This is a genomic window from Herbaspirillum rubrisubalbicans, from assembly GCF_003719195.1.
Taxonomy (GTDB): Bacteria; Pseudomonadota; Gammaproteobacteria; order Burkholderiales; family Burkholderiaceae_D; genus Herbaspirillum; species Herbaspirillum rubrisubalbicans.
In genome coordinates this window covers 4,987,382-5,009,538 of record NZ_CP024996.1, presented here as the reverse complement: position 1 = coordinate 5,009,538, position 22,157 = coordinate 4,987,382, and the positions used below count along the sequence as shown (strand labels likewise).

The window sequence follows — 22,157 nt, the reverse complement described above, 5'->3', positions numbered from 1 at the left end:
GCCGGACTATGGTCCGGCTTTTTTTTCGTTCATATAGCATCAGTGAGGATGTCATCCAGCGCTATGTCGTGCGTTTGCGCCTCGAATTCCACCAGTCCGAAGCCATGGCAGACACCCACGGCCAGCGGCCTTGGGTTCACCGCCAGGGTACGGTCATAGAAGCCGCCGCCATAACCCAGCCGGAAGCCAGCGGCATTGAAACCCAGGCAGGGGATCAGCAAGGCCTGTGGCTGCACGATGGGCGCGCCGGCCGGGGGCACCAGGGTGCCCAGGGCATCCTTTTCCAGCACATCGCCCGGCTGCCAGGCGCGGAACTCCAGGGGCGCCTCTTGTCCCACTACCACTGGCAGGCACAGGTGCACGCCCTGCGCGGCCAGCGCGTTATAGGCCGCAGACAGATCCGGTTCACCCCGGATCGCCTGGTAGACCGCCAGGCTGGCAATGGCCTGGTGCGCGCACCAGTGCAGTACGCGTTGCCCTATCAGGGCCGCGGCACGTGCCTGGTCCTCGGCCTGCATGGCTTTGCGACGCGCCAGCAATGTCTTGCGCAACAGGGTTTTGTGGTGCGCGGCGCGGGTCGTCTCCGTGTCCGGGGCGAGCGTGTCGCGTGCTATGCTTGGGTTCATTTTCTGTTCCATCAATCTGCATGAAGAAGCTTGCATGAGTATGCGTCCGAAGAATCATCCGTTCAACCAGCGCCTGCGCGCGCTGGCCGCCTCCTTGGCATTGCCCCTGGCGCTGGCCGGTGCCGCCATGCTGACCATGGCGCCCGCCGCCCACGCCCAGAAGCGCCTGGCCCCGGATGCCGCGCCTGACGATATCTTCCTGGCCCTGCGCCAGGCTGCCGCCAGCGACAATGCCGCGCTGGCGCAAGATCTGGCGTCCCGCCTGTCCGGCTACGAGTTGGCCTCCTATGTCGATTACTACCGTTTGAAGCCGCGCGTGCGCGACTACAGCGCCAGCGAACAGGAAATCCGCGATTTCCTGGCGCGCTGGGAGGGTCAGGCCATCGCCGACCGCCTGCGCAACGACTGGCTGCTGGCGCTGGGCAAGACCGGCAACTGGACCGTGTTCGATGAGCAGTATCCCAAGTTCGTGCTCAACGACGATACCCAGGTCAAGTGCTTCGCCCTCAATTCGCGCGCCTTGAAGGGCGCCAACGTGGCCGAGGAAGCGCGCGCCCTGTTGACCAATCCCAAGGATTACGGCCAAGGCTGCAGCGACCTGATCGCCACGCTGGCCCAGAACGGCCAGTTCAGCGACGCCGATGTCTGGTTCCAGATCCGCCAGGCCGCCGAGAATGGTAATGCCACCGTGGCGCGCCGCGCCGCCGTGCTGGTCGATAGCGGCGACGTCAGCGTGACCCAGGTGATGGAGCGCCCGGCGCTGATGCTGGCCAAGGGCCCGGGCCGGGGCGCGGCCAATCATCAGCTCTACATCATCGCGCTGGGGCGCATTGCCAAGAGCAATCCGACCCAGGCCGCGACCTACCTTAGCGAGGCACGCACCCTGACGGCACAGGAAGCCGCCCTGGGCTGGGCCCAGATCGCCCTGGCCGCGTCCTACAAGCTGGTCCCGGAAGCCTCGGACTACTGGCGGCGCGCCAAGGAGGCGCCGCTGTCGCAGGACGCCATGCAATGGAAGGTGCGTATGGCCCTGCGCGACGGCGACTGGAAGACCGTGCGCAAGACCATCGAAGCCATGCCTGCGCCCCTGCGCAGCGACACCACCTGGGTCTACTGGCTGGGCCGCGCCTTGAAGGAAGAAGGCCAGACCGAAGCCGCACGTCGCCTGTTCGAATCGATCGCCCCCAACTTCAGCTTCTATGGCCAACTGGCGCTGGAAGAACTGGGCCAGAAGATCAGCATCCCGCCTGGCCCCACGCCGCCTGGCGCCGGTGAAGTGGCGCTGTATTCGCAGAATGCCGGTTTCCGACGCTCGCTCAAGTTCTACCAGTTGAACCTGCGCTTCGAAGCCATCCGCGAATGGAACTGGGAATTGCGCAACATGAATGACCGCCAGTTGCTGGCCGCGGCCGAATATGCCCGCCAGAATGACGTGCTGGATCGCATGGTCAATACCTCCGACCGCACCAAGAGCGAGTTCGATTTCACCCAGCGCTTCCCGGCTCCGCACCTACCCGAGATGAACGCCGCCACGCGTCCGCTGGGCATGGAGAATGCCTGGGTCTATGGCCTGATTCGCCAGGAGTCGCGCTTCATCAAGTCGGCCCGTTCGCATGTGGGCGCTTCCGGCCTGATGCAATTGATGCCGGCCACCGCCAAGTTCGTCGCCAAGAAGATCGGCATGAGCGAATTCACCGTCGACCAGGTCAACGACATCAATACCAATCTGCTGCTGGGCACCAGTTACCTGGACATGGTCTTGAACAACCTGGATGGTTCCGAAACCCTGGCCACGGCCGGCTACAACGCTGGTCCCGGTCGTCCGCGCACCTGGCGCGCGAGCTTGCCGCGACCGGTGGAGGGCGCGATCTTCGCCGAGATCATTCCTTTCAACGAAACACGGGGCTATGTCAAGAACGTCATGTCCAATGCCACTTACTATGCGGCCATGTTCGAGAACCGCCCGCAATCACTGAAGCAACGCATGGGCACGGTGGCCCCCAATTCCAACGTCGCCACCGACCTGCCCTGATCCCATCGCCCGCGCCGCCCACTACAGTGGGCGGCCAACAGGAAATCGGAGAGTGACAAATGGCAGTCAAGAAGATCCTCGTCATCGGCGGTTCCGGCTTCATCGGTACCCGCTTGATCGAGTTGCTGGGCAGTAGTACCGGCTATCGCGTCATGGTTCCCACGCGTCGTTACGAGCGCGCCAAGCACTTGCTGGTCTCGCCCGTGGTGGGCGTGGTCCAGGCCAACATCCATGACGACGCCGTGCTGGCGCGCCTGGTGGCCGAGGCCGACGTGGTCATCAACCTGGTGGGTATCCTGCAGTCGCGCCCGGCGCGCGGCGGCGCCCCCTATGGCCCGGATTTCGAGCGCCAGCACGTGCTGCTGCCGCGCCGCATCGTGGCCGCCTGCGTGCAGCAGGGCGTGCCGCGCTACTTGCACATGAGCGCGCTGTGCGCCGATGCGCAAGGGCCGTCGATGTACCTCCGCTCCAAGGCGGCGGGCGAGCAGGAAGCCTTGTCCGCTGCCGCGCTGGACGTGGCCATCTTCCGACCCTCGGTGGTGTTCGGCGAGGGCGATCACTTCATCAACATGTTCGCCGGCTTGAACCGCGCGTTCCCCATCATCCCGCTGGGCAGCCCTGATGCGCGTTTCCAGCCGGTCTATGTGGGCGATGTGGCACAAGCCTTCATGGCGGCCCTGCACCTGCCGCGCCTGGGTGGCAAGGTGTTCGAACTGGGCGGCCCGAAACAATATACCTTGCGCGAACTGGTGCGCCTGTCAGGCTGGTACTGCGGCCATCCGCGCCCCATCATCGGTTTGCCTGATGCGCTGGGATGGCTGCAGGCCTTTGTGCTGGAACACCTGCCGGGCAAGCTGATGAGCCGCGACAACGTGGCCTCAATGCGGGTGGACAATGTGCTGCATGGCCCCATCGCGCCCGAGCTGCAACTCACGCCGCGCGCGCTGGAAGAGGTGGTCCCGACCTACCTCGCCCCGCGCAGCCCGCAACAGCAATTCGACTTTTTCCGCAGCACCGCGCGACGCTGAATGGTTCAGTCGTCGCGTCCTTGATCTTCGAGAAACGAGCTCACATGCAAGATACAGAACTGGACCAGGTATTGTCCGAAACGCTGCAAAAAGCTGGTCGTCACATGCCCACGCTGGTCATCGCCAACAAGAATTACTCTTCCTGGTCGATGCGCCCATGGGTGGTGATGGTGGCGTTCGACCTTCCTTTCAAGGAAGTGCGCGTCCTGCTGGACCAGCCCGAGACCGCCGGCGAGATCGCCCGCTACACCGGCTCGGGCCGGGTGCCGGTGCTGCTCGATGGCGACATTGCCATCTGGGATTCGCTCTCCATCTGCGAATATCTGGCCGAGCAATTCCCCGATCGCGCCCTGTGGCCGGTCCGCACCGATGCCCGCGCCATCGCGCGCAGCATCTGTGCCGAGATGCATTCCGGCTTCACCGGCCTGCGCAGCGCCATGAGCATGGACATCCGTGGTCGCTACCCAGGCCAGGGCCGCACTGCCGATGCACAAGCCGACATCGCGCGGGTGTGCGAGATATGGGAAGAATGCCTGTCCCAGTTCGGTCATCACGATTTCCTCTTCGGTGACTTCTCCATTGCCGATGCCTTCTACGCCCCGGTGGTGATGCGTTTCGTGAGCTACCAGGTGCCGCTGGCGCCGGCCCTGCAAGCCTATGCCGAGCGCGTGCGCCAGCACCCGGCGGTGGCGCGCTGGATTGCCGAAGCATTGGCCGAGAAGGAAATCCTTCCGGGCCACAAGTGAGGCCATGCCGATGAAGACCTACACCGTCGGCGGCGCAGTGCGCGACGGCTTGCTGGGCCTGCCGGTGAAGGACCGCGACCACGTGGTGGTGGGGGCTACGCCGCAGGCCTTGCTGGAGCTGGGTTTCCGTCCGGTGGGCAAGGATTTTCCGGTGTTTCTGCATCCCGATACCCACGAGGAATATGCCCTGGCCCGCACCGAGCGCAAGACCGCGCCCGGCTACAAGGGCTTCGCCTTTCATGCTGCGCCTGATGTGACGCTGGAAGACGATCTCGCGCGCCGTGATCTGACCATCAATGCCATTGCGCAGGATGAGGATGGCACCCTGGTCGATCCCTATCACGGTCGCGCCGACCTTGAGGCGCGCGTGTTTCGCCATGTCTCTGAGGCCTTCGTCGAAGACCCGGTGCGCATCCTGCGTGTGGCGCGCTTTGCGGCGCGCTTCGCCGATTTCACGGTGGCCCCGGAAACCAATGCGCTCATGCAGCGCATGGTCGAGGAGGGTGAAGTCGATGCCCTGGTGCCCGAGCGCGTCTGGCAGGAACTGGCGCGCGGCTTGATGGAGCATAAGCCCTCGCGCATGTTCGAGGTGCTGCGCAGTTGTGGCGCCTTGCAGCGCATCCTGCCGGAACTGGCGGCGCTGTGGGGTGTGCCGCAGCCGGAAAAATGGCACCCGGAAATCGATACCGGCGTGCATGTGATGCTGGTGGTGGATTGGGCTGCCGCCCAGGCGTTCAGTTTACCGATCCGCTTTGCGGCGCTGCTGCATGACCTCGGCAAGGGCACCACGCCCCCCGAGATATGGCCGCGTCATCATGGCCATGAAGCGCGCAGTGAACGATTGGCCGAGCAGGTCTGTATGCGCCTGAAGGTGCCAGGTGAATGTCGCGACCTGGCCCTGATGACGGCCCGCGAGCACGGCAATGTGGGACGCGCCTTCGAGATGCGTCCCGATACCCTGGTGAAGTTCTTTGCCCGCTGCGATGCCTTCCGCAAGCCGCAGCGTTTCCTCGATATGCTGCGTGCGTCCGAGTGCGACCATCGCGGCCGTACCGGGCTGGAACAGCAAGCCTTCCCGCAGGCGGCCTACCTGGAAGGCGCGCTGCAGGCTGCGCAGCAGATCGATGCCGGCGCCATTGCCCAGCAGCAGACACAGCCGCAACGCATTGCCGAGGCCATCCTGGCGGCGCGTACCGAGCAGGTCGCGGCCTATGTTCAACAGCAGCGGCCGGCCCAGGAGTGAGGAGCGCACCATGCATCATCCCCTTTCCGGTTTGATCGAACGCCTGCGCGGCAGGCCGCCTGAGCAGGGCGGGCAGCATGAGCAGCACGAGAAACCGCACGTCTTCGTCAAGGCACTCTCGCCGCGCTCGCGCCGCCACCTGCTGCGCCATTTCCTGGCGCTGGAAGAAAAGGACCGCCTGCTGCGCTTCGGCTCCAAGCTTTCCGATGACATGGTCACGCGCTACGTGGAAGGCATCAACTTCGAGCGCGATACCGTCTTCGGCGTTTATGACCGCCGCCTGCGCCTGCTGGGTGTGGGCCACCTGGCTTTTGCACCGAAGGAAGCCACGCGCATCAGTGGCGCCACCATCAAGCCGGTGGTGGCCGAATTCGGTGTTTCCGTCAGTGCGGCTGCGCGTGGACTCGGGGTAGGGACGCGGTTGTTCATGCGGGCCGCCATGCATTGCCGCAATGCCGACGTCGATACGTTGTACATGCACTGCCTCTCTTCCAACAAGGTGATGATGCACATTGCCAAGAAGGCCGGCATGGAAATCCATCGCGACTATGGCGAGGCCGATGCCTACCTCAAGATCAAGCCGGCCAATTCGGCGACCGTCTTCCAGGAAGCCCTGGAAGAGCAGGCTGCCATGCTGGACTACATCGTCAAGGCCAACTTCAAGGCCTTGCTCAAATGGGGCGCACGCGTGACTGGCATCGGCGCCCGCAAGAAGGACGCGCCACCCCCGCCACCTCCATCGCCACCGGCCTGAGGCGCGTCTTGCGCAAGCGCACATGACCATCCCGACAGGGGAGCGCATAATATGCGCCTCACTTTGATCACGGGGCTGCCATGAGCACCAATCCCAATACCGACGATTTCTTCGCCACCGTCGCCACCAAGTCCGATAGCGGAGCCTTGCGCGGCGACTATAGCCAGGCCGACGCCAACTACGTGGTGGCTCAGAACTGGGACGGCTATACGCCGGCCCAGCACGCGCTGTGGCGGCGTCTCTACGAACGCCAGGCCCGGCTCATTCCCGGCCGCGCCTGTGATGTCTTTATCGACAGCCTCAAGGCCCTCGATGTCGCGCAAGGCATCCCCCGCTTTGACCGCACCACCGAAGCGCTCTACCAGGCCACTGGCTGGCAATTGGTGGCGGTGCCCGGCCTGGTGCCGGACCACACCTTCTTCGAACACTTGGCCAATCGCCGCTTCCCGGTCACGGTGTGGCTGCGTGAGGAGCACGAGTTCGACTACATCGTCGAGCCCGACCTGTTCCATGACTTCTTTGGTCATGTGCCGCTGCTGTTCAATCCGGTCTTTGCCAATCACCTGCAGGAGTACGGCAAGGGCGGTCTGAAGGCCTTGAAGCTCGATGGTCTGGCCTACCTGGCGCGGTTGTACTGGTACACCATCGAGTTCGGCCTGATCCAGAGCGAGGCCGGTTTGCGCATCTATGGCGCCGGCATCCTGTCTTCCGGCGGCGAGGTCGAGTATTGCCTCTCCAGCAGCCAGCCGCGGCGCGTTCCCTTCCAGGTGGAGCGCATCATGCGCACGCTCTACAAGATCGACACCTACCAGGAAACCTATTTCGTCATCCGCGATTTCGAGCAACTGTTCAACGATACCGCGCCGGATTTCACGCCTATCTACGAACGGCTGAAACAGCAGGAAGCTTTGCCGGCCAGCACCTTGCTAGCGGGAGAGCAGAATTTTCCGCCCAATCGATGAGCGCAGGAACGCGTTCAGCAAAACCCTGAACCGGACCTTGGTCCGGTTTTTTCATGGGCCGGTGAGGAGCAAAAAAAAAGCGGATCCGACAGGGGGAGGCCGGATCCGCGAGCTAGTGGTGCTTTCAACACTAGAGGGGAGGAACCTTGCACAGTAACGGATACCAATCAATCGCTGTTCAAGTGAGGTCTATTAAACGTCAGTGAGAAAGCACGTCCAATGGCTTTTACTGGTTGTTACATTCGCGTCGTGCTTGTAACACTTGAGGGGCCGCCAGGACTTTTTTTTCAGCCGGAAATATTGTTGTTTTTCTCTTTCCGGCATTTTCTTCTTCGTCCCGGCCTAAATGCCGCAGGACTTGCCAAAACTGTTCCCGATCACCCCAAACTGGCCGGAAACCCTGCTGCGGCGCGCGTAGCGGGGCGCTCACCCTTGTGCTAACTTGAGGCTACAACTTTAAGAAAACCCGGCCCACAAGGCTGAGGTGTTTCCATATCCCGACAGAATTGTTGACGGGACGCATGTGCAGGCAAAAACAAGATTTTTGGCACGGAGACCACATGAACGCACCCCTACCCGCTGGGCAGCGCCTGCTGCTGGACGATGTATCGCTGGACGACAAATTTGCGCTGGAGCGCGGTCGTGTCTTCATGACCGGCATCCAGGCGCTGATCCGCCTGCCGATGTTGCAGCGGCAATACGATGAACGCGCCGGCTTGAATACGGCTGGCTTCATCACCGGCTATCGCGGCTCACCCCTCGGTTCGGTGGACCAGACCGCCGAGAAGGCGCGCCAATACCTGCAAGCCAAGCAGATCAAGTTCCACCCCGGCATGAATGAAGACCTGGCCGCCACCAGCGTGTGGGGTACGCAGCAGGTCAATCTGTTCCCGGGCGCGCAATACGATGGCGTCTTTTCGCTGTGGTATGGCAAGGGGCCGGGCGTGGACCGCTGCGGCGATGTCTTCAAGCACGCCAACATGGCCGGTACCTCTCAACATGGCGGGGTGCTGGTCATTGCGGGCGACGACCATGCCGCCAAGTCCTCCACCGCCGCGCATCAGAGCGAGCACATCCTCAAGGCCTGCGGCATTCCGGTGCTCTATCCGTCTTCGGTGCAGGAGTATCTCGACTATGGGCTGCATGGCTGGGCCATGAGCCGCTATACGGGCCTGTGGGTGGCGATGAAATGCGTGACCGACCTGGTGGAGTCGGGCATGTCGGTGATGATCGATCCCGAGCGGGTGAAGATCCAGATTCCGCAGGACTTCGAACTGCCTCCCGATGGCTTGAATATCCGCCTGCCCGATACCGTGCTGGGCCAGGAAGCGCGGATGATCAACTACAAGTGGTACGCCGCGCTGGCCTATGCGCGCGCCAACAAGTTGAACCGCATCATCTGGGATAGCCCGCGTGCGCGCATCGGCATCATCACCGCCGGCAAGTCCTATCTCGATACGCGCCAGGCGCTGGAAGACCTGGGCATCGATGAACAGGTGGCCGCCGACATCGGCATCCGGCTCTACAAGGTCGGCATGACCTGGCCGCTGGAAGCCGAGGGCGTGCGCGAATTTGCGCAAGGTCTGGATGAAATCCTGGTGGTCGAAGAGAAGCGCCAGATCCTCGAATACCAGTTGAAGGAAGAACTCTACAACTGGCGCGACGATGTACGTCCGCGCGTGGTGGGCAAGTTCGATGACACCGGCGAATGGAGCGGTTCGCAGCGCGAAGGCCACGGCAACTGGTTGCTGCCGGCCAGCTATGAACTCAATCCGGCACAGATCGCCCGCGCCATCGCCACGCGCATTTCGCGCTACTTCGCCGGCCATCCGGTGGAGCAGCGCGTGCGTACTCGCGTGGCCTATCTGGAGGCCAAGGAAGCCGCCCTCAACATCAGCAGCAAGCCCGATCCCAACAAGGATCGCGTGCCGCATTTCTGCTCAGGCTGTCCGCACAATACCTCCACCAAGTTGCCTGAAGGCAGCCGTGGGCTGGCAGGTATCGGCTGCCATTACATGGTGACCTGGATGGACCGCGAAACCCAGCTCTTCACCCACATGGGGGGCGAGGGTGTGACCTGGATCGGGCAGGCCTCCTTCACGACGGAAAAGCACGTCTTCGCCAATCTCGGCGATGGCACCTACTTCCATTCCGGCCTGCTGGCAGTACGCGCCTCGGTGGCGGCCAAGGTCAATATCACCTACAAGATCCTCTACAACGATGCGGTCGCCATGACCGGTGGCCAGGAGTTCGATGGCCCGCTGGACCCGGCCATGATCTCGCGCCAGCTCGCCGCCGAAAACGTGAGCCCCATCATCGTGGTCACCGATGAGCCGGACAAGTATCCGGCCGGCACGCGCTGGGCCGAGGGCGTGACCATCCGCCACCGCAGCGAACTCGATGCCGTGCAGCGCGAACTGCGCGAGCAGCCGGGCGTATCGGCCATGATCTATGACCAGACCTGCGCCTCGGAAAAACGTCGCCGCCGCAAACGCAATGCCTATCCCGACCCGGCCAAGCGCGCCGTCATCAACGAGGCGGTGTGCGAAGCTTGCGGCGATTGCAGCGTGCAATCGAACTGCCTGTCGGTGGAACCGCTGGAGACCGAGTTCGGCCGCAAGCGCCAGATCAACCAGTCGTCCTGCAACAAGGATTATTCCTGTGTCAATGGCTTCTGCCCCAGCTTCGTGACGGTGGAGGGTGGGCAACTGAAGAAGCCGGCACGCAACAAGGCCGCCACGGGGCCGGCCTTGCCTGTGTTGCCCGAGCCGATACTGCCCGGCCTGGCCCAGCCTTACGGCATCCTGGTCACCGGGGTGGGCGGCACCGGCGTCATCACCATCGGCCAGATCATCGCCATGGCTGCGCACGTGGAGGGGCGCGCTTGTTCGGTGCTGGACATGAGCGGCCTGGCGCAGAAGGGCGGGCCGGTGATGTCGCACGTGCGGGTGGCCGAGGCGCCCGATCATATCTACTCCACCCGGGTGGGGACCGGCATGGCAGACCTGGTGATCGGCTGCGACGTGATCGTCACCGCCAATCGTGATGCCTTGTCGCGCATGGGCGAGGGACGCACTCACGCGGCGGTCAATTCGACCCAGCTGCCCACGGCCGCCTTCGTGCGCAATCCGGACTGGCAATTCCCTACCGCCTTCAGCGAAGGGGAGATTGCCAAGGCCTGTGGGCGCGACAATCTCGCGCTCATCGATGCCGGACGCATTGCCACCGCCCTCATGGGCGACGCCATTGCCACCAACATGTTCATGCTGGGCTATGCCTGGCAAAAGGCTTGGGTCCCCTTGTCGGAAGCGGCGCTGCTGCGGGCCATCGAGCTCAATGCCTTGCAGGTGGAATTCAACCGGCAAGCCTTCGCCTGGGGCCGGGTGGCGGCCCATGATCTGGACTTCGTGCTGGCCGCTGCGGGTCGCAATGGCATGACGGCCCAGGTGATCGCGTTCAAGCGCACGCCGACGCTGGAGGAACTGGTGCAGCGCCGGGAAAGCTTCCTCAGTGGCTACCAGAATGCCGCTTACGGTCGCAGCTACCGCGACTTCGTGGAGCAGGTGCGTGCGCGCGAAGCGGCGCTGGGCGAGGCGGGACGCGGACTGAAGTTGAGTCGTGCGGTGGCCACTTACCTGTTCAAGCTCATGGCCTACAAGGATGAGTACGAAGTGGCGCGCCTGCACACCGACCCGGCCTTCCGCGCCAAGATCGCCGGCATGTTCGAGGGGGATTACAAGCTGCGCTTTCATCTGGCACCGCCGCTGCTGGCCCGCCGTGATGAGCAGGGTCATCTGCGCAAGCAATCCTTCGGTAGCTGGATGATGCCGGTCTTTGGCGTGCTGGCCCGCTTGCGCTTTCTGCGTGGCACGGCCTTCGATCCCTTTGGCTATACCCAGGAGCGCAGGCAGGAACGCGCCCTGATTACGGACTATCGCCACACCCTGACGCAGCTGCTGGCGCAGCTCACGCCTGAGAACCTGGAGCAGGTCATCGCCGTGGCACGCATCCCGGAAGAGATCCGCGGCTATGGTCATGTCAAGGAACGTCACCTCAAGGCGGCGCAGCACAAGCAAGCCGCGTTGCTGGCCCAGTTGCAGAAGGAAAGTTCACATTCGCCGCAAGGAGGCGGTAAGCAGGCGGCCTGAACGATCGCCTGGGCGATCAGGCGGGTCAGCCCAGGCGAGCGCCGCTGACGCGCTCGATGCCGGCCAGGTCGCGCCAGCTTTGCACGTCCGTGAAGCCGGTGCCGGCCAGCAGGGCACGCACCGCGGTGGCCTGGTCGTAGCCATGCTCCATCAGCAGCCAGCCGCCGGCTTTGAGGTGGGCCGGGGCACCATCGATGATGGTGCGCAGGTCACAGAGGCCATCGGCATGATCGGTGAGGGCATCGAGCGGTTCGAAACGCAGGTCGCCCTGGGACAGGTGCAGGTCGCCGGCGACGATATAGGGCGGATTGGAGGCGATCACGTCGAATTGTTCTTCGCTGGCGAGGGCGCCATACCAGTCGCTTTCCAGCAAGCGCACCCGCACCTGGTGGGTGCTGGCGTTCTCGCGCGCAATGGCCAGTGCGGCTGCGCTGGCGTCCAGCGCTGTGACGGCGGCGTCAGCCCTGGTGTGGGCGATGGCGATGGCGATGGCGCCCGAGCCGGTGCCCATGTCCAGCAGGCTGCCGGCCTGGGGCAATCTTTCCATGGCCAGTTCCACCAGCAGTTCGGTATCGGGACGCGGGATCAGCACATCCGGCGTGACCCGCAAATCCAGTCCATAGAACTCGCGCCAGCCGACGATGTAGGCAATCGGCTCGCCACGCAAACGGCGGGCGTAGAGGGCGGTCAGTCGCTCCGACTCGGCCGCATCCAGGCGTCGCTCGGATTGGGTGATCAATTGCACGCGCGTGAGGCGCAGCGCGTGGCACAGCAGGATGCGGTTCTCCAGCGGCTCCAGCGGCGCCGTTTTCAGTACGGTCGCCAGCGTGCAGCCGGCGTAGCTGGAGAGCGCTGGCATCACTTCCAGATGGTGGTGCGCGGGGAGCGCTTGAAAGCTTGTACCGCCAGCACGATAGCCAGTAGCGCGAACCAGATCAGCGACCAGGTCGGGATCTGCAGGCCCAGCACCGGCGGCCACGGGGCCGAGCAGAAGCCGTCCGCCGTAAACATGGGTGGCCACAGCTTGACCATGGGCAGATGATTCAAGGTGGTTTCCAGCGGATCGGTGGTGCAGGATACGCCCGGATGCGCCTTCACATACAGATGCCAGATCGCCGTGCCGGCGCCACCGAGCGCTGCCAGCAGGCCCAGGGCTGCGCTCGGGCGGCGGGCCGAGGCCGGCAGCACCACGCCGATCAGCGCGAAGATGCCCACCAGCAGGAACATGTAGCGCTGGATCACGCACAGCGGGCAGGGCTGCATCTCTTCGACGATCTGCAGGTACATGGCAAAGCCCAGCAGGCCGGCGCAGACCAGCGCGACCAGCAGGAAAACCGGTTTGGATGATTTCATGGTTGTGGGTGGATTGTCTTGTTAGTAGGGACGGACAGAGTTGAGGCGCTTGGGCGGGCTAGCGTGGGCGATCCAGCCATCCCGCGATTGTAGAGATATCCCCGCCTCCTTGCACGCTGCCCGCACAGGCAGTGCCGGGCAGACTGTCTTTACACCCGGCCTAAAGGGCAGGGGGTGGGCTGGCCTCAATCGTCGCCCAGTTGCGCCAGCAGCTCGGCCTGGTGCTCGGTGATGAGGGCATTGGTCAGTTCATCCAGGTCGCCATCCATGATGAAGTCCAGTTTGTAGAGCGTCAGATTGATGCGATGGTCGGTCATGCGCCCCTGCGGGAAGTTGTAGGTACGGATGCGTTCGCTGCGGTCGCCCGAGCCGATCAGGGACTTGCGGGTGGCCGCTTCCTTGGATTGCTGTTGGCGCAACTGCACGTCCTTGATGCGCGCGGCCAGCACCTTCATGGCTTGCGCCTTGTTCTTGTGCTGGCTGCGGTCGTCCTGGCATTCCACCACGATGCCGGTGGGCAGGTGGGTGATACGCACGGCCGAGTCGGTCTTGTTGATGTGCTGGCCACCGGCGCCGGAGGCGCGGTAGGTGTCGATGCGGATATCAGCGGGGTTGATGTCGACATCCTCGACTTCATCGGCTTCCGGCATCACCGCCACGGTGCAGGCCGAGGTATGGATGCGGCCCTGGGTCTCGGTGGCCGGCACGCGCTGCACGCGGTGGCCGCCGGACTCGAACTTCAGGCGCGAATAGGCGCCGAAGCCGACGATGCGGGCGATCACTTCCTTGTAGCCGCCCAGTTCGGATTCGGAAGCCGAGACGATCTCGACCTGCCAGCGCTGGCGTTCGGCATAGCGGGTGTACATGCGCAGCAGGTCGCCGGCAAACAGGGCAGATTCGTCACCTCCCGTGCCGGCGCGGATTTCCAGGAAGATGTTTCGTTCATCATTGGGATCCTTGGGCAGCAGCATCTTTTGCAGGTCCAGCTCCAGGGCTTGCATACGGGCTTTGGCGGCATCGATTTCTTCCTGCGCAAAAAGCTTCATATCGGGGTCGGAGAGCAGCTCTTGGGCAGTGCGAATATCTTCATTTGCCTGTACATAGTCGTGGTACAGCGCCACCAGCGGGCCCAGCTCGGCATGTTCGCGCGTCATCTTGCGGAAGTTGTCCATGCTGGCGGTGGCATCTTCCTGGGCCAGCAGGCTGTTGAGCTCTTCCAGCCGTTCGGCGAGCTGGTCGAGTTTGGCAAGCATCGAGGGTTTCATGGGTGTTCGAATCCGGTAAAAAAGGAGGGACAGCGGCAGCCGCCAGAGGGAGCGGCGCGGGCTTGCCGGCCCGGGCAGGCCGACAGGAGAGGGAAACGCTAACGCTTGGCGCGGAACAGTTGCGGCAGCAGCGCAGCCAGTTGGCTGCGTTGTTCGCCCTGGGCGTGGTGCAGGGCCTGTTGCGGGCCATGCAGGAACTTGGCGGTCAGGCCCTTGGAGAGGGCTTCCAGCACCGCTTCCACATCGTCGCCCTTGGCCAGCATCCGGCGGGCGCGGTCCAGTTCGGCTAGGCGCAGGGCTTCGCCGGTTTCTTGCAGATCCTGGATCAGCGGTACCATGGCGCGGCTGTCGATCCAGTGCATGAAGGATTGCACGCGGGTCTCGATGATGGCTTCGGCCTGGGCCACGGCGGCCTGGCGATTTTCCACGCCGCTTTGCACCACCGAGGCCAGGTCGTCCACGGTGTAGAGGAAGACGTCATCCAGGCGACCGACTTCGGCCTCGATATCACGCGGCACGGCCAGGTCGACCATGAAGATGGGTTTGTGACGGCGCGCCTTGACCGCACGCTCCACCAGGCCCAGCCCGATGATGGGCAATTGCGAGGCGGTACAGGAGACCACGATGTCGAAGTTGGCCAGTTGCGCCGGCAGGTCGGCCAGGCGGATGGCGCGGCCGCTGAAGCGATGGGCCAGGGTCTCGCCACGCTCCATGGTGCGGTTGGCCACCGTCAGGGTCTTGGGATTCTGGGCGGCAAAGTGGGTGGCGCACAGCTCAATCATTTCACCGGCGCCGATGAAGAGCACGTTCTGGCCGGTAATCGAATCGAAGATGCGCTGTGACAGCCGCACGGCCGCGGCGGCCATGGACACGCTGTGCGCGCCGATCTCGGTGGTAGTGCGCACTTCCTTGGCCACGGCAAAGGTGCGCTGGAACAACTGGTGCAGATAGGTGCCCAGGCCTCCGGCCGCATCGGCCTGGCGTACTGCATCCTTCATCTGGCCCAGGATCTGCGGCTCGCCCAGCACCATCGAATCCAGCCCGGAGGCGACGCGGAAGGCGTGGCGCACCGCATTGTCCTGCGGCAGCGAATATAGGTAGGGGCGCAGGTCGGCGTAGGCAATCTGGTGATACTCGGCCAGGAATTGCGCGGTGCGGTCGATGGCGAATTCCACACCATCGCGACCGGCGGCAGCCGCCGCATAGAGCTCGGTACGGTTGCAGGTGGAAAGGATGGCAGCCTCGCCGGCGGCGACGATCTTGTCATTGCCGCCAAACCATGCGCGCGCAGACGCCACCGCCTGACCGATCTGGTCAGCGGGGAAGGCCACTTTCTCGCGCAACGAGAGCGGCGCGGTAGTGTGGTTGAGTCCGACGGCGAGCAAATGCATGGAATACGCGGCAGCAGTGCCGATAAGCTGGGAAATTCACTTCTATGGCTGCGAACTGAATGGAAATCGAACGTTGCAATGCAATTCGAACAAAATCAGACAGATTCGGCCCCGGTTTTGGGAATAATTATACTCTTCGCCCAATATCGGGTTGGGTCGCCTCCTGATAATCGGTAGATGTCTCTGATATGGATCAGGATTGGTCTATGCAGGCGGGTGGGGATACAACAGCCACTTTCATCGGCAGCAGCGGCTTACTCCAGCTTTTCCAGCTGGTAGCCATAGCCATAGACCGTGGCCAGTTGATAGCCGTTGCTCGGTTGCAGGCCCAGCTTGGTACGGATACGCGAGACGTGGGTATCGATGGTGCGGGTCGGGGTTTCCTGCTCATTGCCCCAGATGCGTTCCAGCAGGAAGGCGCGCGACAGCGGGCGTCCCAGGTGCTGCATGAACAGCAGTGCCAGTTCGGCTTCCTTGCGGGTGAGCGTGGCGTCCAGGTCGGGGCGCGCCGGGTGGGTCACGCGCAGGCGCGCCAGGTCGACCACGAAACCGGCTGCTTCCACGATGTTGGGCGGGGCCTCATAGGGCTGCGCCGCCAGCAGCAACAGGTCCAGTCGCAGCGCCAGCTCCTGGCGCCGCACCGGCTTGACCAGGAAATCATCGGCGCCGGCCAGGCGCAGGTTACGCAGCCAGTGCTGGTGCGCCGGCGTGCAGATGAGCAGCACCAGCGGCCGCACCTTGCTCCTGACCGGCGGTCGATGGTCATGCACGATGGTGGTGATCGCATGGGGATGACGCTGCAGGTCGTCCAGATCCAGCACCATCAGGTGCGCGCCATCGTCGCAGGCCGCGGCAAAGCCTTCGGCACCGGTATAGACGGTGGTGTCGTGGCGCTCGGCCAGTTGCGTGACCAGGGTGACGGTATCGGCGTCGGAAGAGATGATCCCGATTTTCATCGCGTCAGACTAAAGACATATTGAGGTAAAGGCAAATGAACGAAAGGGCAGCCTGGGCTGCCCTTGTCGGTGACGGCAGGTCTGTTTCAGGTGGCCGGTACATCGCTATCGGGCAGCACCACGTTCACGTCCAGCACCTCCAGGTTGCCCTGGCGGTCCAGCGAGATCTTGATGTCGTCGGCGTTGACCTTGGTGTACTTGGAGATCACCTCGATCAATTCCTTGTGCAGCGCCGGCAGGAAGTCCGGGCCTTGACGGCCGTTGGAGCGTTCGCGGGCGATGATGATCTGCAGCCGCTCCTTCGCCGCCACCGCACTCTTGGGCTTGCTGGGGAACAGGAAAGAAAGCAGAGACATATCACTTACCTCCGAAGATGCGCTGCAGCAGACCCGGCTTTTCGTAGGTGGTGAAACGCAGTTCGACGGTCTCGCCGAGGAAGCGCGAGACCACGTCCTGGTAAGCCTGGGCAACGTCGCTATCCTTCATATGGATCGCCGGCGAACCCTGGTTGGAGGCCTGCAGCACGGTTTCCGACTCGGGGATGATGCCGATCAGGGGAATGCGCAGGATTTCCTGCACATCGGTATAGGACAGCATCTCGCCATCTTCCACGCGCTTGGGCGAATAGCGGGTGATGAGCAGGTGTTCCTTGACCGGCTCGCCGCCCGAGGAGGCACGACGCGACTTGGCCTGGATAATGCCCAGGATGCGGTCTGAGTCGCGCACCGAGGACACTTCCGGGTTGGACACCACGATGGCTTCGTCGGCGAAGGTCAGCGCCATCACCGCGCCGTGCTCGATGCCGGCGGGGGAGTCGCAGATGATGTATTCGAAGTCCATCTTGGACAGGTCGCCCAGCACACGCTCCACCCCCTCTTCGGTCAGGGCGTCCTTGTCGCGGGTTTGCGAGGCCGGCAGGATGAACAGGTTGTCGCAGTGCTTGTCCTTGATCAGGGCCTGGTTCAGGGTGGCTTCCTTGTTGATCACGTTGATCAGGTCGTAGACCACGCGGCGTTCGCAGCCCATGATCAGGTCCAGGTTGCGCAGACCGACGTCGAAGTCGATCACGGCCGTCTTATGGCCGCGCATGGCCAGGCCCGATGCGAAACTGGCGCTGGACGTCGTTTTGCCGACGCCGCCCTTACCCGAAGTCACAACGATGATTTTTGCCACGAAAAACTCCTTAAGAAGAACAGTACGCCGGCTTGCTCCGGCGGGATTCGTTTATATGATTTACACCGCAGTCTTACGACGCCGACATCGGCAGTACGTCGATGCGTTCGCCTTGCAGGCGCACCTGCACCTGCTTGCCTGCCAGCTCCGGTGCATGACCGTTCTCGAAGGTCCGATAGACCCCGGCAATGGAAACCAGTTCCGCTTCCAGTGAGGCCGCGAAGATGCGCGCCTCGGTATTGCCTGAGGCACCGGCCAGGGCCCGGCCGCGCAGCGGGGCATAGACATGGATGCAGCCATCGGCGATGAGCTCGGCGCCGTTGTTGACCACCGCCAACACTACCAGGTCGGCGCCGCGCGCATAGAGGCGCTGGCCGGCCCGCACCGGGGTATCGACGATTATCGTCTTGGCTGCTGGTGCCGCCGGTGCTGTGGCAGCCGCTTGCACTGCCTGCGGCGCAGGGGCTGGTGCAGCAGCCGGAGTCGCTTCCTGGGCTGCGGCTTCCTGAGCCCGCGCATTGGCCGCGCCGGCGCCGGCCACGGCTGAGGTATCGATCGCCAAGCCATGGGATACGATGCCGCTATGCAACTCTTCTGGCGCGTTGCGCACGGCCACCGTATTCAAGCGGAAACGCTTGAACAAGGCCACCACCGCCGTCCAGTCGATGGCCGCAGCGGCTGCCGCATCCAGCGTGCCCACATCGAGCACGGCGAATTCATCTTCGAAGAAATCGGCCACGCCGCCGGTCATTTCCTTCAGGGCTTTTTCCAGCGAAGTTGGATCGGTTTCGTGCAGGATTGCCGAAATGGCAACCACAGTGGAAATCTTGATCTCGATCGGTTTGCGCGTTTTTTGCATAAATCCTGTAGTTCAATGCGGCGGAAAGTGAAGGAAAAAGCCAGCATTCCGCCCGGTTTGGCTGTGCATTATACAGGCAGGATGCGGCGGCGATAGCGCTGGAGCGGGGGTTTTCAGAGTGGCGAGGCAGAAGTTTTGAGGCGTAGCTGGAGTGTTTAATGATGTTGTCTTTAGGAAAATATCGATGCATCCTGAGCCAGGTCAGCGGGAGGGACAACTGCATGATTTTTTTGTCACCGATACGGACAACACCCCGTTTCGATGCAAAGCATGAGAGGAGCGCAACCATGCGACGCATGTTCAATCAACCCCATCCGGGTTCTGTGTTGAGAGCTTATTTCGAAGGCCGCTCAATTGCGGCATTGGCCAGGCATATAGGCATGAGCCGCGTCACCCTGCAACGGATAGTCAATGGCGCTGCCGGCATCTCGCCGGACATGGCCTATCGCCTGGCTGCTGCTTTCGGGACCAGCCCGGAGCTGTGGGCCGGAATGCAGTTGCAGTACGACCTGCATGAAGCCGGCAAGCTGGAACGTCCCGTGATCGAGCGCATCACGGCGTGAGTACAACAAAAACACCGGGATCAAATAGCAGGACAGTAAGTATTAGATTTTTACTGGGGCTTTGCCGAATTGGATTCGAGGGTGACCTTTGCAACTGTGCCCCGTCTCCGTTTTATGTCAGTTGAATCAAGATGCAGTATTATTAAGCAACCTGATGCAAGTTGATGCCCATTCCCATGAGTCGCCCTGTAGACGCCGAAATTAAACGAGTGACCGTCACGCTGCCGCAGCGGCAACTGGATGCATTGCAAATGATCGCCTCACGCGAAGATGTGAGTGTGGCATGGCTGGTGCGTAAAGCAGTCGACAAATTGCTGCGTGAAGGCGCTGATGTACCCGTAGCGAATCTCTCGCAGCCATCCATGAGGCGCAAGGAATGAACAACACATTGAGCCAGCCAAGTTATACCGTTGCCCGCTTTTGGCGCTGCGCTCTTCAGGTAAATCCTTCGGGCTACCAATCGAAATATCGCGGCACCGAACACGGGCTTGATGAAGACTCCTACAACCAGCAGTTGCTCGACCACTGCCTGACACAGGGCATTAAGGTCGTAGGCATTGCCGATCACGGAAGCGTCGACGCGATAGATGGTTTACGCCGTTTTTTGGAGCCGCATGGCATCGTCGTGTTTCCAGGGTTTGAGATTGCCTCCAGCGAGAAAATTCATATGGTGTGCTTGTTTCCTGAGGGCACCAGTAAAGACCAACTGAATCGCTATCTGGGAAAGCTTGATCTGACGGACTTGCATGACACAGTATTGCCCTCGCAAAAGACTTGTCTCGACTTGGCGAAAATCATCTTCGATCTCGGTGGCTTCTGGTATGCGGCGCACATGACTGGCTCCAATGGATTGCTGCGCCTCAATCAGGATGGGGGGGGATTGGTACACATCTGGAAGAGCGACGAACTGGTGAAGGCTGGCCAGATTCCGGGGCCTCCGGAGGATTTGCCACCCAACTACAAAGACATCGTCTTCAACAAGAATCCTGCCTATCTGCGTGAGCGTCGTCGCATCGCGTTACTCAATGCAAAGGACGTCGCCAAGCCGGAGGACATCGCTGATTCTCGCGCCAGTTGCTGGATCAAGATGACGCGTCCGAGTTTTGAAAGCTTCGTAACTGCTTTCAAAGACCCCGAGTCGCGCATCCGTCTTGGTCCCCTGGCAGATGCGCATTACTCCCGACTGCAGAACTTGCGCTTTCATGGAGGCTATCTGGATGGCATCAGTATTGAGCTATCAGCGCACCTGAACGCAGTCGTTGGTGGACGCGGCACCGGGAAATCGACCTTGGTCGAGTCTCTGCGTTACGTGCTGGACGTTCCACCACGTGCGGCGTCTGCTCGTCGGCAACATGATGAAATCGTCAAAGCCAATCTCGGTGCAGGTGGTCGTATCGAATTGGAGGTGATCTCCCGAACGTTGCATGGTAGACGCTATCTGGTTTCCCGTCGCTATGGCGAACCGCCCATCGTAAAGGATGAGCAGGGGCAGGTCTCCACACTGCACCCACGCGACTTGTTGCCTCGCATCGAAATCTATGGTCAGAACGAAATTTTTGAGCTGGCCCGCGATTCTGCAAGCCAGACTGCGATTCTAAATCGGTTCCTTCCTAGTGGTAGCTCATTGGCCACCGAGTTGGTAGCCATCGCCAAACGACTGACTGAGAATCGCGATAAGCTGCTGGCTGCAACGCGGCAGAAGGACGAATTGCAAATCCAAGTTGGACGATTGCCTAAGTTGACCGAACAGGTGCAACAGTTCAAATCGCTAGGTCTGGAAAGTAAGCTTGCGCTCGTGCCGCTGCTTGAACGTGAGCGCCAGCTTTCAAGGCGGATCAGTGAAGAGATGGGGCGTGTCGGCGAAGGATTGTCGGTGCTGGAGGATAGCTTGCCGGACACGACATTTCTGAGTGAGAAGGCGCTGGAAGGGCTGCCACATGCGCCGCTTCTGGCATCCATACGTAGCACGCTGGACATGCTTGGCAAGGACTTCACTACACATCTTTTCGCTCTGCGCAAGTTGCTCGCTGAAGCTGACGTGGTAGCTGAGGCTCATCAAGCGCAGTTGAAGAGCCATCTCAGCGCGGAATCCGAGTCTTTGGAAAAAGTTTTTTCCAGCCTGCCGGTGTTTTCCGGAAAACCTGGCCGCGACGTCGGTCGCGCGTATCAGGAACTGTTGCGTGAGATTGAGTCGATTCGGCCCAGCGAGACGCGTGTGGAAACCGTAAATAAGTTTTTGGCCGAGTTAGAGGCCCAGCGCAGAAATCTTCTGGATGAGTTCTATCGTATTAGAAACCAGCGCAGTGACGAACTTCGGACGGCAGTCAAGGCGCTCAATCGCAAGCTCGACGGAAAGCTTAGATTAAATCTGAAAATCGGTGGGCAGCGAAACACATTGAAAGAGTTTCTGCTACAGGTGCCGGGGCTTGGCGAGAAAAAACTTGCTTGGATAGAACAGGTTGGAGATGAGCTGACCGTGCCCGCACTGGTAAAGGCCATTCGTGACGGCGAAGATGCCATTAGGAGATTGACCTGGGATTGGGGTATGCAGAATTCCGTCGTCGAAGCCCTGGCACGGCTAGATCGGAGCTTAGTTCTCGAGCTCGAAGAAATCGACCTTCAGGATCGCATTCTGATCGAACTCAATATTGCACATCAAAGCGATGTTTACAAACCGTTGACGCATTTGTCAACTGGTCAGCAATGCACAGCCATTCTGCACCTACTCCTGTTGGAGAATGACGACCCGCTGATCATGGATCAACCTGAGGATAATCTGGACAACGCTTTTATCGCCGAGCGAATCGTCACGCAACTACGTAGCGCCAAGACGGAGCGGCAGTTCTTATTCGCCACGCACAACGCAAACATCCCGGTTTTCGGTGATGCAGAGTGGATCGGTATTTTCTCAGCTTCCGACTCCCACGCCGAGATGCCCACGCAAGCTCAGGGTTCCATTGACATACCGGAGATACGTGAGCGTGTCGCAGAGATTCTCGAAGGGGGGAGGGAGGCATTCTCCCAGCGCAAGGAAAAGTATGGCTTCTAGTGAGAACAG

At 61.8% G+C, this 22,157-nt stretch carries 19 protein-coding genes; 10 read left to right on the top strand and 9 right to left on the bottom strand.

Annotation, left to right across the window (positions count from 1 at the left end):
- Positions 1–29 precede the first annotated feature (29 nt).
- On the bottom strand, positions 30–662 hold the full coding sequence (locus RC54_RS22325) for a 5-formyltetrahydrofolate cyclo-ligase (protein WP_061789436.1): 633 nt from the start codon (positions 660–662) through the stop codon (positions 30–32).
- Here RC54_RS22325 and RC54_RS22320 point away from each other — a divergent pair.
- From RC54_RS22320 to RC54_RS22290, 7 genes are all read left to right on the top strand, one after another.
- Positions 661–2,658, top strand: coding sequence for a lytic transglycosylase domain-containing protein (locus RC54_RS22320; RefSeq protein ID WP_061789437.1), 1,998 nt, complete (start codon positions 661–663; stop codon positions 2,656–2,658). The two genes, RC54_RS22325 and RC54_RS22320, sit on opposite strands and share 2 nt — an antisense overlap.
- A gap of 59 nt (positions 2,659–2,717) precedes the next feature.
- Positions 2,718–3,686, top strand: a complete 969-nt coding sequence (locus RC54_RS22315; protein ID WP_058896981.1) for a complex I NDUFA9 subunit family protein — start codon at positions 2,718–2,720, stop codon at positions 3,684–3,686.
- Positions 3,687–3,730: 44 nt separating this feature from the next.
- The gene (locus tag RC54_RS22310; RefSeq protein ID WP_058896980.1) at positions 3,731–4,432 is read left to right on the top strand and encodes a glutathione S-transferase family protein; all 702 of its coding nucleotides are present in this window, start codon (positions 3,731–3,733) and stop codon (positions 4,430–4,432) included.
- A gap of 10 nt (positions 4,433–4,442) precedes the next feature.
- Positions 4,443–5,675, top strand: coding sequence for a multifunctional CCA addition/repair protein (locus tag RC54_RS22305; RefSeq protein ID WP_061789438.1), 1,233 nt, complete (start codon positions 4,443–4,445; stop codon positions 5,673–5,675).
- Between the two features lie 10 nt (positions 5,676–5,685).
- Positions 5,686–6,429 (top strand): GNAT family N-acetyltransferase, encoded by a 744-nt coding sequence (locus RC54_RS22300; RefSeq protein WP_058896978.1) that lies wholly within the window; start codon positions 5,686–5,688, stop codon positions 6,427–6,429.
- Positions 6,430–6,509: 80 nt separating this feature from the next.
- Complete coding sequence (gene phhA / locus RC54_RS22295) at positions 6,510–7,391, top strand: phenylalanine 4-monooxygenase (protein WP_058896977.1); 882 nt, start codon at positions 6,510–6,512, stop codon at positions 7,389–7,391.
- Positions 7,392–7,951: 560 nt separating this feature from the next.
- Complete coding sequence (locus RC54_RS22290; RefSeq protein WP_061789439.1) at positions 7,952–11,539, top strand: indolepyruvate ferredoxin oxidoreductase family protein; 3,588 nt, start codon at positions 7,952–7,954, stop codon at positions 11,537–11,539.
- A gap of 25 nt (positions 11,540–11,564) precedes the next feature.
- Here RC54_RS22290 and prmC read toward each other — a convergent pair whose 3' ends face one another.
- From prmC to minC, 8 genes are all read right to left on the bottom strand, one after another.
- Entirely contained in the window at positions 11,565–12,398 is an 834-nt protein-coding gene (prmC, locus tag RC54_RS22285; RefSeq protein ID WP_058896975.1) for a peptide chain release factor N(5)-glutamine methyltransferase, read from the bottom strand.
- On the bottom strand, positions 12,398–12,892 hold the full coding sequence (locus tag RC54_RS22280; RefSeq protein ID WP_058896974.1) for a disulfide bond formation protein B: 495 nt from the start codon (positions 12,890–12,892) through the stop codon (positions 12,398–12,400). The genes prmC and RC54_RS22280 overlap by 1 nt, the downstream gene beginning before the upstream one ends.
- A gap of 185 nt (positions 12,893–13,077) precedes the next feature.
- Positions 13,078–14,157, bottom strand: coding sequence for a peptide chain release factor 1 (gene prfA / locus RC54_RS22275; protein ID WP_082686115.1), 1,080 nt, complete (start codon positions 14,155–14,157; stop codon positions 13,078–13,080).
- Between the two features lie 98 nt (positions 14,158–14,255).
- A complete protein-coding gene (hemA, locus tag RC54_RS22270; RefSeq protein ID WP_058896972.1) occupies positions 14,256–15,548 on the bottom strand; it encodes a glutamyl-tRNA reductase in 1,293 nt (430 codons plus the stop codon).
- A gap of 254 nt (positions 15,549–15,802) precedes the next feature.
- Positions 15,803–16,504, bottom strand: a complete 702-nt coding sequence (locus RC54_RS22265; protein WP_058896971.1) for a response regulator transcription factor — start codon at positions 16,502–16,504, stop codon at positions 15,803–15,805.
- A gap of 86 nt (positions 16,505–16,590) precedes the next feature.
- A complete protein-coding gene (minE, locus tag RC54_RS22260; protein ID WP_017449702.1) occupies positions 16,591–16,860 on the bottom strand; it encodes a cell division topological specificity factor MinE in 270 nt (89 codons plus the stop codon).
- Between the two features lies 1 nt (position 16,861).
- A complete protein-coding gene (gene minD, locus RC54_RS22255; RefSeq protein WP_058896970.1) occupies positions 16,862–17,677 on the bottom strand; it encodes a septum site-determining protein MinD in 816 nt (271 codons plus the stop codon).
- Positions 17,678–17,750: 73 nt separating this feature from the next.
- Positions 17,751–18,536 (bottom strand): septum site-determining protein MinC, encoded by a 786-nt coding sequence (minC, locus tag RC54_RS22250; protein ID WP_061789440.1) that lies wholly within the window; start codon positions 18,534–18,536, stop codon positions 17,751–17,753.
- 158 nt (positions 18,537–18,694) lie between these two features.
- On the opposite strand from minC, the gene RC54_RS22245 reads away from it, so the two are divergent.
- From RC54_RS22245 to RC54_RS22235, 3 genes are all read left to right on the top strand, one after another.
- On the top strand, positions 18,695–19,099 hold the full coding sequence (locus RC54_RS22245) for a HigA family addiction module antitoxin (protein WP_425269510.1): 405 nt from the start codon (positions 18,695–18,697) through the stop codon (positions 19,097–19,099).
- A 176-nt stretch (positions 19,100–19,275) separates the two neighbouring features.
- Positions 19,276–19,479 carry a ribbon-helix-helix domain-containing protein gene (locus RC54_RS22240; RefSeq protein WP_123020512.1) on the top strand — a complete coding sequence of 68 codons (204 nt, stop codon included), beginning with the start codon at positions 19,276–19,278 and terminating at the stop codon, positions 19,477–19,479.
- Entirely contained in the window at positions 19,476–22,148 is a 2,673-nt protein-coding gene (locus RC54_RS22235) for a TrlF family AAA-like ATPase (RefSeq protein ID WP_061789443.1), read from the top strand. Before RC54_RS22240 ends, RC54_RS22235 begins: the two co-directional genes overlap by 4 nt.
- Positions 22,149–22,157 lie beyond the last annotated feature (9 nt).

Coding starts and splice junctions, on each gene's coding strand:
- RC54_RS22300 (WP_058896978.1), top strand. CDS start 5,686: ATGCATCATCCCCTTTCCGGTTTGATCGAACGCCTGCGCGGCAGGCCG.
- prfA (WP_082686115.1), bottom strand. CDS start 14,157: ATGAAACCCTCGATGCTTGCCAAACTCGACCAGCTCGCCGAACGGCTG.
- minE (WP_017449702.1), bottom strand. CDS start 16,860: ATGTCTCTGCTTTCTTTCCTGTTCCCCAGCAAGCCCAAGAGTGCGGTG.
- RC54_RS22280 (WP_058896974.1), bottom strand. CDS start 12,892: ATGAAATCATCCAAACCGGTTTTCCTGCTGGTCGCGCTGGTCTGCGCC.
- RC54_RS22310 (WP_058896980.1), top strand. CDS start 3,731: ATGCAAGATACAGAACTGGACCAGGTATTGTCCGAAACGCTGCAAAAA.
- phhA (WP_058896977.1), top strand. CDS start 6,510: ATGAGCACCAATCCCAATACCGACGATTTCTTCGCCACCGTCGCCACC.
- RC54_RS22265 (WP_058896971.1), bottom strand. CDS start 16,504: ATGAAAATCGGGATCATCTCTTCCGACGCCGATACCGTCACCCTGGTC.
- RC54_RS22290 (WP_061789439.1), top strand. CDS start 7,952: ATGAACGCACCCCTACCCGCTGGGCAGCGCCTGCTGCTGGACGATGTA.
- RC54_RS22325 (WP_061789436.1), bottom strand. CDS start 662: ATGCAAGCTTCTTCATGCAGATTGATGGAACAGAAAATGAACCCAAGC.
- RC54_RS22320 (WP_061789437.1), top strand. CDS start 661: ATGAGTATGCGTCCGAAGAATCATCCGTTCAACCAGCGCCTGCGCGCG.
- prmC (WP_058896975.1), bottom strand. CDS start 12,398: ATGCCAGCGCTCTCCAGCTACGCCGGCTGCACGCTGGCGACCGTACTG.
- RC54_RS22315 (WP_058896981.1), top strand. CDS start 2,718: ATGGCAGTCAAGAAGATCCTCGTCATCGGCGGTTCCGGCTTCATCGGT.
- RC54_RS22235 (WP_061789443.1), top strand. CDS start 19,476: ATGAACAACACATTGAGCCAGCCAAGTTATACCGTTGCCCGCTTTTGG.
- RC54_RS22305 (WP_061789438.1), top strand. CDS start 4,443: ATGAAGACCTACACCGTCGGCGGCGCAGTGCGCGACGGCTTGCTGGGC.
- RC54_RS22240 (WP_123020512.1), top strand. CDS start 19,276: ATGAGTCGCCCTGTAGACGCCGAAATTAAACGAGTGACCGTCACGCTG.
- minC (WP_061789440.1), bottom strand. CDS start 18,536: ATGCAAAAAACGCGCAAACCGATCGAGATCAAGATTTCCACTGTGGTT.
- RC54_RS22245 (WP_425269510.1), top strand. CDS start 18,695: ATGATGTTGTCTTTAGGAAAATATCGATGCATCCTGAGCCAGGTCAGC.
- hemA (WP_058896972.1), bottom strand. CDS start 15,548: ATGCATTTGCTCGCCGTCGGACTCAACCACACTACCGCGCCGCTCTCG.